Annotated in this window: 12 protein-coding genes; 8 read left to right on the forward strand and 4 right to left on the reverse strand. The window is 58.9% G+C overall.

Annotated features, from left to right (window positions below):
- Positions 1 to 6: 6 nt before the first annotated feature.
- From B8783_RS08955 to B8783_RS08975, 5 genes are all read left to right on the forward strand, one after another.
- Positions 7 to 1080 carry a DUF3137 domain-containing protein gene (locus B8783_RS08955; RefSeq protein ID WP_084419828.1) on the forward strand — a complete coding sequence of 358 codons (1074 nt, stop codon included), beginning with the start codon at positions 7 to 9 and terminating at the stop codon, positions 1078 to 1080.
- Positions 1081 to 1311: 231 nt separating this feature from the next.
- Positions 1312 to 2844, forward strand: coding sequence for an exopolysaccharide biosynthesis polyprenyl glycosylphosphotransferase (locus tag B8783_RS08960; RefSeq protein ID WP_084419829.1), 1533 nt, complete (start codon positions 1312 to 1314; stop codon positions 2842 to 2844).
- 11 nt (positions 2845 to 2855) lie between these two features.
- Positions 2856 to 3848, forward strand: coding sequence for a glycosyltransferase family 2 protein (locus B8783_RS08965; RefSeq protein WP_169711759.1), 993 nt, complete (start codon positions 2856 to 2858; stop codon positions 3846 to 3848).
- Entirely contained in the window at positions 3845 to 4630 is a 786-nt protein-coding gene (locus B8783_RS08970; protein ID WP_084419831.1) for a polysaccharide deacetylase family protein, read from the forward strand. The genes B8783_RS08965 and B8783_RS08970 overlap by 4 nt, the downstream gene beginning before the upstream one ends.
- Positions 4627 to 5634 (forward strand): glycosyltransferase family 2 protein, encoded by a 1008-nt coding sequence (locus B8783_RS08975; RefSeq protein WP_084419832.1) that lies wholly within the window; start codon positions 4627 to 4629, stop codon positions 5632 to 5634. The genes B8783_RS08970 and B8783_RS08975 overlap by 4 nt, the downstream gene beginning before the upstream one ends.
- On the opposite strand, the gene B8783_RS08980 is transcribed toward B8783_RS08975, so the two are convergent.
- The 3 genes from B8783_RS08980 to B8783_RS08990 form a co-directional block, all read right to left on the reverse strand.
- Positions 5572 to 6924, reverse strand: a complete 1353-nt coding sequence (locus B8783_RS08980; protein ID WP_084419833.1) for an O-antigen ligase family protein — start codon at positions 6922 to 6924, stop codon at positions 5572 to 5574. The two genes, B8783_RS08975 and B8783_RS08980, sit on opposite strands and share 63 nt — an antisense overlap.
- A complete protein-coding gene (locus B8783_RS08985) occupies positions 6893 to 7507 on the reverse strand; it encodes a P-loop NTPase family protein (protein WP_233355725.1) in 615 nt (204 codons plus the stop codon). Before B8783_RS08985 ends, B8783_RS08980 begins: the two co-directional genes overlap by 32 nt.
- A gap of 153 nt (positions 7508 to 7660) precedes the next feature.
- Complete coding sequence (locus tag B8783_RS08990; protein WP_084419835.1) at positions 7661 to 9169, reverse strand: GumC family protein; 1509 nt, start codon at positions 9167 to 9169, stop codon at positions 7661 to 7663.
- A gap of 124 nt (positions 9170 to 9293) precedes the next feature.
- On the opposite strand from B8783_RS08990, the gene B8783_RS08995 reads away from it, so the two are divergent.
- Positions 9294 to 9998, forward strand: coding sequence for a polysaccharide biosynthesis/export family protein (locus B8783_RS08995; protein ID WP_084419836.1), 705 nt, complete (start codon positions 9294 to 9296; stop codon positions 9996 to 9998).
- A gap of 143 nt (positions 9999 to 10141) precedes the next feature.
- On the opposite strand, the gene B8783_RS09000 is transcribed toward B8783_RS08995, so the two are convergent.
- A complete protein-coding gene (locus B8783_RS09000; RefSeq protein WP_084419837.1) occupies positions 10142 to 10420 on the reverse strand; it encodes an SEL1-like repeat protein in 279 nt (92 codons plus the stop codon).
- Between the two features lie 325 nt (positions 10421 to 10745).
- Between B8783_RS09000 and B8783_RS09005 the strand changes: the two genes are divergently transcribed.
- Both B8783_RS09005 and B8783_RS09010 read left to right on the forward strand, forming a co-directional pair.
- On the forward strand, positions 10746 to 11687 hold the full coding sequence (locus B8783_RS09005) for an isopenicillin N synthase family dioxygenase (RefSeq protein ID WP_084419838.1): 942 nt from the start codon (positions 10746 to 10748) through the stop codon (positions 11685 to 11687).
- Positions 11684 to 12430 (forward strand): class I SAM-dependent DNA methyltransferase, encoded by a 747-nt coding sequence (locus B8783_RS09010; RefSeq protein ID WP_084419839.1) that lies wholly within the window; start codon positions 11684 to 11686, stop codon positions 12428 to 12430. The genes B8783_RS09005 and B8783_RS09010 overlap by 4 nt, the downstream gene beginning before the upstream one ends.
- The last annotated feature ends 526 nt before the right edge of the window (positions 12431 to 12956 follow it).

A 12956-nucleotide genomic window follows, 5' to 3' on the forward strand; every position in this document is an offset into this window, starting at 1 on the left:
CATGACATGACAATCCAGACAATGCTCGACGCCCAGTTTGAGCGGATGCGCAGCCAGCGGCCGGAATATGACACCGCCATCATTATCTGGCGCGACAAGCTGGAGCCTGTATTGGCTGACCTTGAAGTGCGCCGTAAGGCCACCGTGTCGAAGGCCTACAAGCACACCATCATCACGAGCCTCGTAATGCTCGCGATTGTGGTCGGTGTCGGCTATTTCGCCGGGTTTGGTTACATTTTTCCTTTTGGTATTTTCGCCGGCATCGTGCTGACGGTGCTGATCTCCGCTGTGGTGTGGATCCAGGTCTTCGCGGTCAAATCCCAGACCAAGCAGATCGTCGTCGGCGCAGCCTGCCAACCGTTCGGCTTTCAATACGAAACGCTGCATCCAGATATGGAGGGCGTTAAGGATTATCGCAGCTTCGGCTCGTGGCTGAAATCCAATGCCAAGCCGTTGAACCATGCAGACGAGCCACCAACGCCCGCTTTTGACGGATTGAAAAATGCAGGCCTGATGCCGTCCTACGACAAACGTAAATTTGAGGACCTCATCACCGGCAAACGCGCCGAAGCCAATTTCAGTCTTGTGGAATGTAAGCTCACCCAGGAACAGGGCTCCGGCAAGAACAGGCGCACGGTGACCAAATTTCAGGGCCTGTTGCTCGATGTCGAATATCCAGAGCGATTTCTTGGACGGACCATTCTCGCGCGCGATGGCTGGTGGAAGCGAGGCAAGGGTGCGGGCGACCTTCAGAAGGTCCAGCTTGTCTCTGTTGAGCTCGACAGGGCTTTCACCGTCTATTCAAACGATCAGGTCGAGGCCCGCGCCTTGCTCACGCCGGACCGAATGGAGCGCCTCATCGCGCTTGAACGTCATTTCAAGGGCGGCAAGATCCGCGGCGTCTTTGAAGAAGGCCACCTCACCATCGCCCTGGAAGCCAAGGACCAGTTCGAAGCCGGCTCTGTCTTCAAGCCTCTGGTTGATCCGCGCCGTTTCATCGAAACGCTGACGGAGATCGGCCTTGTCTGCGACCTGATCGACGGATTCCTGACCCGCGAATGGTATAAGGATAAGATCTAGCCAGCGTCCTGGCCCGGTTTAAGAACCGTTTCAAAATCACCTCAATTAACGCCCGAGCCGTCGGCTCAGAGGGCGGCCCATAACTTGCATTCTGTTTTAACCATAACAGCTGACAGGAATTGGGTTTCTTCGTGACCCACTGAATTTGTTTCAATTTCACCTATCTGCCTAAGGGGATATTGATCCTGTTCTGGCACAAGGCGATCTACGAAGAAGCAAGAGACAGACGCTATGGCCGACGGACTGACCAAATTGGGTGTTCCGGCAGAACAAAAGCCGCGAATGGGTCGACGGGACGTATCTCCGGCGCTGACCAATCCCGTGGTGGACCTGTCCGCGGGCGAAGCGCGTATCATTCAGCGCAGCCATGCGATCAACAGGAAATTCCTGAATGAGCTCTGCAAGATCGCCGACCTTGTCCTCATAAGCTGCGTCTCATGGTTCACGCTGACAATCGCTGGCTTCAGCGTCCTGCATTCGAGCGTCGCCGCGGTCCTGCCATTTGCGTTTCTGCCGCTTGTTTTACACTGGGGCTTGAAGGGCAGTGAGGCCTATACGCTCTCCTATGCACGTCCGGTAACGGAACACATGATCCGCGTCTGCATTGGGGCCGGTCTTCCCTTGGCAGCGCTTACATTTACGACAGCCCTGCTCTACTCCGGTGACCATACTCGATGGGTGATGGGGGCCTGCTATCTCTCATTTTGCGTTATCATGGTGGTGCACGCCCACATGATCGTCGCCTTCAAGATGCTGACCCGAAACGGCGTCCTGTCGGAAAACGTTGTACTGGTCGGCGCCACGCCAAACGCCCAGCGCCTGCTTGAGCGCAACAGCGAAACGCGCGAACTCAACATCGTCGGTGTTTTCGACGACCGCCTCTCACGCGCGCCCAAGAAGATAGGCGACGCGCCCGTTCTCGGCCGTCTCGAAGACCTGATGAACTGGGACCGCCTGCCTGATATTGATCGCATCGTCGTGACGGTGACGTCAGACGCACGCGCTCGGGTTCGCCAGCTCATTGATCGTCTGCGAGTGTTGCCGCAGCGCGTTGTGCTCCTGCTGGACCTTGACGGCTTCGACCCGGAATCGGAAAGCCTTGCCGAGATTGCCCGCTCGCCAGCCGCCTATGTCTCAGGTACGCCGCACAATATTCGCCGCGCCGTCGGCAAGCGCGCCTCCGACATCTTCTTTGCGATATTGATGCTCATCTGCTTTAGCCCGCTGCTTCTGCTGACCGCCATTGCCGTCAAGCTCGACAGCCCAGGCCCTGTCTTCTTCCGTCAGCGCCGCCAGGGCTTTAACAATCAGATCATCCGTGTCTGGAAGTTCCGCTCGATGCGCAATGACCCTGTTGCCGCCGAAAAGATGAGCCAGCAAACTACGCTTGGCGATCCGCGCGTGACCCGTGTCGGCAAGTTTATTCGCGCGACGTCCATCGATGAGCTGCCTCAGCTGATCAATGTGATCATGGGCGAAATGTCGATTGTCGGCCCACGCCCACACGCTGTCGGCATGACCGCAGAGGACGCCGAAGTCCAGGCGATCGTCGGCGATTACGCCCACCGCCACCGCGTAAAACCCGGCATCACCGGCTGGGCGCAGGTCAACGGTTCACGCGGACCGGTCCACACCCGCGAGGAAGTCCGAGAGCGCGTCCGCCTTGATATGGAATATGTGAACCGCTCATCCTTCTGGTTCGATGTGTTCATCATGCTCATTACCGCGCCTTGCCTTCTGGGTGACCGCAAGCACGCGCGTTAGGACAAATGGACATGCCTGACAGCGCCTTCCCTCCCCCTCCTGCCGAACGGGCAGCCTCTGCTATCGGCCGCACCGATGCCGGCGAGACCGTTCTGTCGAATGGGATCAGCGGCGAAGCTGCACTTACCATCTGCGTGCCGTGCTGGAAGGACAGCGCCGACGCGATGATCGCCATGCTCGTACGCATGGAAGACGCCCGGTCAGCAACACTCATTCTCTACGATGATGGCTCCGCCGACGACGCGATGTCCCGTAAGCTCGCTCATCATATCGCCCGCTTTCCCGGCCCGGCCCGGCTGGTGACCTCGCATAAAAATATGGGCCGCGCCCACGCTCGAAATCGTCTGATGGCACTGGCCGAAACAGACTGGATCCTCTTCCTCGATGCCGATATGCGCCCGGATGATGAGCATTTCATCGCCCGCTATCTTGAGGCTATAAACAACAGTGACGGCCCCGCCCTCATTGCCGGCGGCTTCAGCCTCCGACATGCCCGGCCAACCGCCGAAACTGCGTTGCACGCGGCCCAGTCAAACGCTTCCGAAATCGTCGACGCCGAAACCCGCGCCCGCGAACCAGGCCGATACGTGTTCACCTCGAACATCCTCGTGCACAAGCAAGTCATGGCCGATGTCGGCTTTGATGACGGATTTACCGGTTGGGGATGGGAAGATGTAGACTGGGGCCTCAATGTCGCCGGCAAGTTTCCGGTCATCCATATCGACAACCCGGCCAGCCATCTCGGGCTCGACAGGACGGATGCGATCCTCAGCAAATTTGGCGGGTCCGGCCACAATTTTGCACGCCTTGCTGAACGCCATCCCGATGCTGTCCAGTCCATGCCGCTTTATCGTATGGCCCGCCGGTTCCGGCAACTGCCAGCCCGCCCCTTCTGGCGCGCCATCACCCGCACCGGCGCCGGGCAGAACTGGCTTCCCATGAAACTTAGACTGGCCTGTCTCAAGACATACCGGGCCCTCGCCTATGCGGAGTATCTCAAATGACGACTGCCACCGAAACCGTCTACCAGCCAAGCACCGGCCTTCGCGCCAAAATCCGGCGCCGTATTACCCGCTTGCGCACAGCTAAACCGCTTCGGGCTGAGCCACTTCAGACGCGCATCTGCTTCACCTTCGACGACTTTCCGAAATCATCGGTGGATAATGGCGCCTCCATCCTGGACGCGGTGGGCGGAAAGGGTTGCTACTATGCCTGCACCGGCATGGCAGACACCCACAACCACCTTGGGGACCTTTTCGATGCCGATGATCTTCTGGAACTGGCCAGAACCGGCCATGAAATCGGCGCCCATACAGAAACCCACATGAACTGCGCCGAAGCCGCAGATGATCAGGTCCTGTCGGACATCGACACAAATCTCGCCCGTATCCGCGAGATGGGACACACTGATCCGGTCCGCCAGTTTGCCTGGCCCTATGGCGAAACCCGCTCGGATCTGAAACCAAAACTCGCCTCCCGCTTCGACGCGGTGCGCGGCATCTATGCCGGCGTCAACAATCGCGGCGCTGACCTGATGCAGCTCAAGGCCATGGAGCTGGATGAAAGTGATGCGAGCATCGAACGCGCTGCCGCCGCAATTGAAGCGGCCAGCCGTCATCCAACCTGGTTGTTTATCTTCACCCATGATGTCCGCGAAAAGCACAGCGCCTGGGGCACCACGCCGGGACACCTTCGCCGGCTCGTGCGCCTCGCCCGCGATACAGGCGCAAAATTACAGACGCCCTCTATGGCCCTCGACGCCATAACCGTTAAACACAAGGGATGACACCCGAAGACATCACAGTCGTGATTCCGACCTTCAATCGGCCGGACAGCCTGCATCGCGCGGTCGAAAGCCTGTTCTGGCAGGGCGCCCGCAAGTCAGGTTTCCGGGTCCTGATCGTCGACAACTCTGCTGATGCCTCAGCCCGTATGGCATTCGATACGCTCGAATCGGCTGCGCCCGACAAGATCAAGCTGACCTATCTGCACGCACCTGCGGCAGGCGTGGCGAATGCGCGTAACGCCGCCATGGACCGGCTGGAAACGACGCTCGTTGCCTTTCTGGACGACGATCAGACCGCTCCCATCCATTGGATCGAAGGTCTGGTCAGCGCCTATGAAGAGTTTGGCGCCGCCGTCACGTTCGGCCCCGTCCTGACCGCGATGCCAGAAGACATCAAGAAGCACCGCGCGTATTTTGAAAATTTCTTCGCGCGTGAACCGGCCCTCCGCTCAGGCTATATCGAGAAGCCCTATGGCTGCGGAAACTCTCTCCTCGATACCGCCCAGATTCCCGGCGAAAAACCCTGGTTCGATGCCCGGATGAATGAAGTCGGCGGCGAGGATGACGTCTTGTTTGCCCGCATCGCAGCCTCGGACGGACGCTTCGCCTGGGCCGCCAATGCGCCCGTCTATGAGCATCCGCTTCGTCAGCGCATATCGCTGTCCTACACGCTCCGCCGGGCGCTCGCCTATGGACAGGGCCCCTGCACGCTCGCCCGCAAGGCAGACCCGCCGCGCTATGGCAGCCTGTTGATGTGGATGGCGATTGGCGCAGGCAAATTTGTCCTGCACGGCACCATCTGGCTCGGCATGTTTCTCATTCGTCACCCTCGCCGCGCCTTTCAGCTCGACAAGGCTGTTCGCGGGCTTGGCAAGGTCCTGTTCTGGATTGAGATGAAGTTCTATGGCAACGCCACTGTCAGCCAGGCGAAACGCGCCGATCTACCGCGTCCGCAAGAGACCCGGGTTGCGGCGAGGCGAGACGAGACCAGCGCGACCAACTGAGGGCGTTGCAGCACCAGGTGGCACGCGCTCAGGCTGCTTCTTTGTCATGTCACGCGTCGTCAGGGCCGTCTTCGCAACGACAGTGACATAGGTTACCCAGACAATCGTATTCTGTTGAAGGGCGATACTCTCGGACAGGCTGAACAATAGATACTGTAGCGAGACGCCGAGCACGAACACGCCCATCCAGCTCGACACCGCAAGCCATGAGGCACGGATCATCAGCAGGAGATAGTTCATCAACAATGCCCCCACCCCGAGCAGCCCGATAGCAAGCGCTGTTTCGAGCCAACCATTATGAGCCGTTGGAACAAGCCATTCAGTCGCCATACGCACGCGGTAGGCCGGCATCGACTCCAGCCCCCAGAACGCGCCATATCCATAACCGAGCCAAGGTCGATCACCGATGGCCGAAATGAGGACGGCCCAGATGTCGGTCCGGCCGGTCAGAGTGGCGTCACGCCCCAGCAACTGAAAGATGACGCCGGGCGCGAGCGTCATGACGGAGGCAAAAAGTCCGACCAGAACGACGCCCAGCCAGATGCTGGAGATTGTCGTGAAAACACCGCGGCGCATCCATGCCGCGCCTGCCAGAACGCCAAAGCCGAGCAACAAGCCCAACAGCGCGGTTTTGGATGTCGAGAGCAACACCAATGCGATACAAAGCAGCGTGCCTCCGACCCATAGCGGGCGAAGCGGCTTGTCCAGCAGGACCAGGAAGCCAAGAATAAACGAGGCGCGCGCCATGTGACCGCCCAACGCGTTCTTTTCCCACCATAAGCCCTTCCAGGCCCCGGGATGGATCTCATCCATAATGGCAAATCCAGGCGCTACCAGCCCCGCGGTGAAGGCCACCAGCGCCATGAAAAACCAGACTGCCCCGAACAGCCGGATAAGCGTTCGCCAGTCATAGCGCACAGCCAGAAAAAGACCGGCCATCGTCGAAGCGATCACGGCAATTGCCCGCCGTTCTGTTACTTCAGGATCGATTGACCAGGTGGTTGAAGCCGCGACCAGCACGAGCAGAATGATCAGAAAAGGTAGCCGGATCGTGGTCTTAAATAGCGTTGGCAGTTTCCAGGCGCATCCGCCCAGAACCAGCAGATAGACCGGTATCCACATCTTGCGCAGGAAGGCGCTTGTATCGTTTCCATACTCGGTTGAAAAAAGGCGTGGCAGCAGGCCTTCCGTGAAGAGGACCAGGCAAATAAAGGCCGCAACAAGTTCCACCACCAGCAAAAGGGTGATGAAGGGCGACCTATCCTGCGAGGCGGTCTGCAAAGCGGGCATCGGCCCCTATCCTGTTCATCACAACACCGGCGACACGGCCGCCATGGGCCTCGATTTCATCGCGCAGGCCGATGACATCGGCTGCACCCGTGGAATCGGCCTCGAGCACAAGAAACACGCCGTCCATCTGGGATGCCATCGCAAGCCCGGCCTGCGAGCGCGACAGCGACGGTGCATCAACCACGACCCAGTCGGTGGCGCTGCGAACGCGCTTCCACCACTGCGGACGCGTGCGAAGCTGAACCTTCTGACCCTTTCGAAGGGCTTCATGGCGAAATCGCGTTACAAGCAGGCGGGAATTCTTGATCTCATGAACGCCCAGCAGTCGGCGCTCAGCTGCGCGCTGATGCTCGTCGACCACACTTGGCACGAGAGAGTAAATCGGATCGGTCCGCAGCGATGCATCATAGGCGCGGCCAGGCTTGCCAACACCCTTGCCAAACCCCTTGGCAAAGGCGGAATAGGCTTCGTTGCGGCGAAAATCGAGATCGATCAGCCAGGCAGACTTGCGCGCCTTTCCTGCCGCTATCAGCGCAAAGGACGCTGCAACACTGCTCGTGCCTTCGCCCTCGCAGGCGGACATGAACATCACGCACCGGCCACCCTCTGAAGGTGTCAGCCGGGTTGCTGCACGCCAAATCGGTTCAAGTTTGTGTCTGAGATCTTTCATGAGGCCCGTATATATTACAGACCTACGCCTAACATGCGGTTGGTTAACGCTTTTCTTAACTGGCGATCATGCCGCACTGAGAGACCCGACGACACGAAGGCCCGTCGTTCTTTCGACGGAGCGCGCGGTTACAAATCCGCGCCGTGTCAGCGCCCAGAGCAGTCCTGCGAGAAGCGCGGTAAACCCAGCAAACAGGAAGCCAAGCGCCGCGACAGGCGTGCGCAGGCTCTTGCCCTTGATCGGCACACGCGCCGGCTCAAGCACACGCACACTGTCCGCCGTCTGACCCGACAGCTCCGACAGCGCCCGCTCCTCAACTTCACGCACCGAGAAATTCTCAACATTGCGTTCCATCAGCGTCTTGCGGCGCTGCAATTCCTGCCACTCAGGCGTCAGTTCATTCAGCCGGCGCAGACGGGCTTCCACCCCGGCCAGCTGACGGCGCAGCTCAGCACCTTGCAACTGAAGCGACTGGGCTTCGGCATTCAGGTTCGAGGCGGCCTGCTCAACCTGCTGATAGACTGGGTTGGGCCCACGGCGCGTGGTGCCAGACAAGCCTCCACGACCATTCAGATACTCTTCAATCTTTTCGATCCGCGTATCGATGGCCTGCACCGCTCGCGACTCCGGCGTGTAGCGCGCCAGCAGGTCTTCACGTTCAATCCGCAGCTCGATCAGCTTCTGCGCAGAATTATCCTCGACATAGAGGTTCTGCTGCGGCTCCATCGTCGCCAGCTGCTGATTGTAGATATCAAGCTGGCCTTCAACCGCGCTCGCGCGGGACTGGTTGGTCAGCAGCTCGCCCGAAACCGTGGCGTAGAGCTGCTGCGCCGTCTGGCGCTCGCTTTCAAAATCACCGATTTCATTGGAAGCTAGGAATTGGCGAATTTCGTCTTCAACGTCCAGCAACTGGCCTTCGAATTTCTTGCGCTGATTTCCAAGGCTGGCAGATCCGTTTGTCGCGAATACCTCGTTTCGATAGTCGAGATATGCGCCAATCCAGGCATTCAGCAGTTCAGCCGAGAGCTGCGCATTTTCATGCTCCAGCGCCGTCCCGATCACAGGTGTTTTCGGCGCCGTCCCGGACTTGAAACTCTTGCGAAGCGTCGCGACGGCTTTCTGGAATGTTTCCTCGGCAATCGCATCATGAGCGTCTGGCGGCGTTTCAGCCATCTGCTTGTTCATCGCCTCGACGAGCTTGGGATAGACCCGCTCCAGCGGAAACTTTGCAAGCGCGCGTTCGGCCACAACCGGGCTGCGCAGGACTTCAAGCTCGGCCTGAATAAGCAGCTCCTCTTCCGGCGCGACCGGCGACTCCGAGCCCACGCGAGGGCGATAGACGTTCTCGTCGCCCATCCGCACATAGAGCCGCGAATTGGCTTCATAAGACTTTGGCATCTGGAGCGCAGCCAGGATGCCCAGAAGAAAAATTGGAATAAAAACAGCAATCATCAGCCATTTGGCGCGCCAAAGCTGAATCACCAATTCCATCGGACCGATCTTCGGGCGCTGACGCATAACGCCGGAATGATCTTTCGACCCGCCGGTAACGCCCCAGTCTGATGAACTACTCATAATGCAAACCCGTCCGGTTTATCTTGGTTTCCGAATTACTGACCCATGCGGCTTGATAATTCCTTAAACATTAACGTTGACCTTCAGCGCCTCGATATCCCACGTTCGCCAGGCAGGTGATTGAATGCGAAGTCTCCTCATTTCAACGGCCATCGTTCTTGGTGCGTGCCAGAACGTGACCCCGGTCAATTCGACTTATTTTCCGGTCGCGGACTGGCGTCATGAGGATGGCGCTGACCAGCCTTACCTGCTGGCGCCTGGGGACACGATTCAACTGGTCTTCCATTCAGCACCAGAGCTCGACCGCGAGGTCAAGATTGCGCCGGATGGCAGCATCTCGCTTCCCTTTATCGGCGCCGTGCAGGCTTCAGCGCGCACCTCCGATGAACTTCAGGACCTTTTGCTCACCGCCTATTCAAATGAATTGCGCGATCCGCAGCTCGATGTGATCCCGGTCGGGTTTGATAGCCAGCGCATCTTTGTCGGCGGCGAGGTTGCGACGCCAGGCATGATGGAGCTTCCAGGTCAGATTGATCCACTACAGGCGATTATCATGGCGGGCGGATTTACAGACCGCGCCAAGCCGCAAAATGTCGCTTTGATGCGGCGTATGCCAGGCGGCGAAGTCATGACAGCCGTGATCGACGTCAATGCCGGGATCAACGATCCGCGCCTGGCCAGCTTTACGCCGTTGCGGCGCTTTGATGTGGTGTATGTCCCACGTTCTGCGATCGCCCAAGAAAACCTGCTCATGCAGCAATGGTTTCGCTCTGCGCTACCGATCGACTTTTCACTCTACTATGACATTGCGGGCGGCCTGCGCCGCTAGGTCTTCAGCGCGGTCTCAGCCTGTCGCTGGCGAGACACTTCTGTTTCGGCTGCCGTCACCCCACGTCCGGCGAACCTTATAGGTTCAGATCCGCTAAACCATGCTGGTCGATATCGACATCGATCTGCACGTGCGGGATCTGTCTAGTTCATCAGGTTGAGCCAGTCGCGGGCAGACTTCAGCGCCTGCTTGATCTCTTCGCTTGAGAGAACCTCAGCCATTTGCTGGCGATATTCCTTGGCTTCTTCAGAGCCTTTGAGAACGGCAAGGTTAAACCACTTGTGCGCGGCAACCATGTCGACATCAACGCCGACGCCGGTCGAATAGGCAAGGCCGACACGATAAAGCTCGTCGCCCGTTGCGCTGTTGCAGCTGATCCCTGTTTCCGGCGCTACATCAAGCGCCATGTCTGAATATGGCATAGTCTTCTTCTTTCTACCCTTTGCCTCGGAAGTCCTCTTTTGGGACTTTTGATCCGGGCGGTTAAACCATCACGTCACGCCTCGGTGACAGGGTTGAGATTGAACTCAGACATTTGCGCTTTGGTTAACAGGAAAACCCGAAAAGCCCCTATGTGTTAATGGCTTAGCCCGATATCTTTACAAAGGACGCGAATGACGGGCCTTCTGTTACAGTCTTGGTGAACATCCAGCTTTGGATTGGCGGTCGCCGCGTCTATCCTGAAGTCTGGAAAGACCGGCCCGTTTGACGTTTCGCAGCCGGCCAAAAGCAGGTTAGACTGGCAAAATGACTGATTTCTTCGAACCGATCCCGTTTCCCCTTTGGAAAACCGACAAGGCAGCCTTTGCTGAAAAGCTTGGCCGCTCCTTCCGTGAAACAGGGTTTGCCGTCATTGCCGGCCATCCCATCGATGCAGCCGTCATCGACCGCGCCAATGATGCCGCGAAAGACTTCTTCAAGCTGGACGCCGACACGAAGGAAAAATACCACGACGCTCCGGGTGGCCGTCAGCGAGGCTACACGCCCTTCGCCACGGAAAATGCCAAGGGCCAGAAAGCCGCTGACCTGAAAGAGTTCTGGCATACCGGACGCAAGCTTCCCGAAGACTCCAGATATCGCCAGACGATGAAGGATACGCCCGTCGTGCCAGAAGTACCGACCTTCGATCCGGCCACGCGCGCCTTCTATGATGAGCTGGACGAGTTTGGCCGCACGCTGCTGCGCGCCGTCGCGCTTCATCTTGAGCTGCCTGAAGACTGGTTCGACGATAAGGTCGAGATGGGCAACTCCATCCTACGACTGCTTCACTATCCGCCGCAGGACAACCCGCCGCCCGCCGGCACCGTCCGCGCCGCCGCGCATGAGGACATCAATGTCATCACGCTCCTGCTCGGCGCCGAAGAGGCAGGCCTTGAGGTCAAGCACCGCTCGGGCAAATGGCTCGCCGTCAATCCGCCGCCGGACGCACTCGTCATCAATTGCGGTGACATGCTTCAGCGCCTGACCGGCGGCGTCCTGCCCTCAACGACCCATCGCGTCGTCAATCCTGAGCCAGCGCGCGCCAAATTTCCACGCTACTCGACGCCCTTCTTCCTGCATTTCAATCAGGACTTTGTGATTGAGCAGCTACCGCAATGCCTCGCAGAAGGCGGCAAGGCTGAGCCGCCGATCACCGCGCAGGATTATCTGATGGAACGCCTCCGCGAGATCGGACTCGTGAAGGCTTGAGCCAGACACCAGACCGCTTCTTCAACGAGGCAAAGCTCGCCCGGCTCTATGATGCGATCTGCGAAACGGCAGGCCGCGAAGACTACGACTTTTACCTGCCGCATATCGTGGCTGCAGACAGCGTGCTCGATATCGGCTGCGGCACTGGCACGCTGCTCGAAGAAGCTTGCACCGCAGGCCACAAAGGCAGCCTCACCGGGATCGACCCGGCAGAGGGCATGATGGAGGTCGCACGAACGAAACCCGGCATCGACTGGGTGTGCGGCTTTCTCGAAATGCAGAACTGGGAGAACCGGTTCGACCTCGCCATCATGACCGGCCATGCCTTCCAGGTCCTGATCGAGGATGCGGCCATCGCCAGTTTCCTTGCCGCCGTTCACCGCGCCCTGAAGCCCGGCGGCCGCTTCGCCTTCGAGACCCGCAATCCCGGCGCCCGCGCTTGGGACAGCTGGACCAGCGACCGGGCGAAAGAGATCACGGTCGACAATAAGAGCTACACAGATCGGCGAGACGTCATTCGTCCCTTTGACGGCCAGACTGTCACTTTTACCCACACATTCTCCGCGCCCCACTGGCCGGAACCAGAAGTGAGCACAAGCACGCTGCGCTTCATGTCCGTGGATGCTTTGAACGCAGCGCTCAATGAGGCCGGCTTCTCTCTCCACGCCCAGTATGGCGACTGGGATGCATCGCCCGTAACCGAAACCAGCCCCGAAATCATCACGATCGCCGAAAAAGCCTGACCTTCGCCCCCGTCGATGAAGGCAGCTCCCCCCGAAAACGCGTCAGATTAGTTCGCCTTTCGAAATCCAGCACCTCAGCCTGTCGTCATCCCGGACTTGATCCGGGACCCAGCTCCCCACATCCGATCTTCCCCGCGAAGGCGGGGATCTTAGCCAAGAAGGGCGCGACGCTAGGCTTACGAGGTCCCCGCCCCTCATCCTGAGCGAAGTCGAACCACGTCGGGGAGGATCGGACAATGGGTACAAGCCACGCCATCTCACAAAATCCATCCTGTGCCCCGAAGCCCTTGGCGACGGGCGTTCTGCGGGTTGGGGTAATCTTGAAGCGTTCCAATCAACACGCCGCAGACCCCTGCGCAGGCAGGGGTCCATGGACCAAAGTCTCGCCGTTGCGCATCAGATGAAGCTAACACCATGGATACCTGCCTTCGCAGGTATCTGCGGATCGTCTCGATAAAATCCATCCCACACCTTTGCGCCCCGTCTATAACCGCTCTCACCTCATCTTCTGACAGGGCGGTCCGGA

The sequence above is a fragment of the Henriciella litoralis genome (assembly GCF_002088935.1).
Classification (GTDB): Bacteria; Pseudomonadota; Alphaproteobacteria; order Caulobacterales; family Hyphomonadaceae; genus Henriciella; species Henriciella litoralis.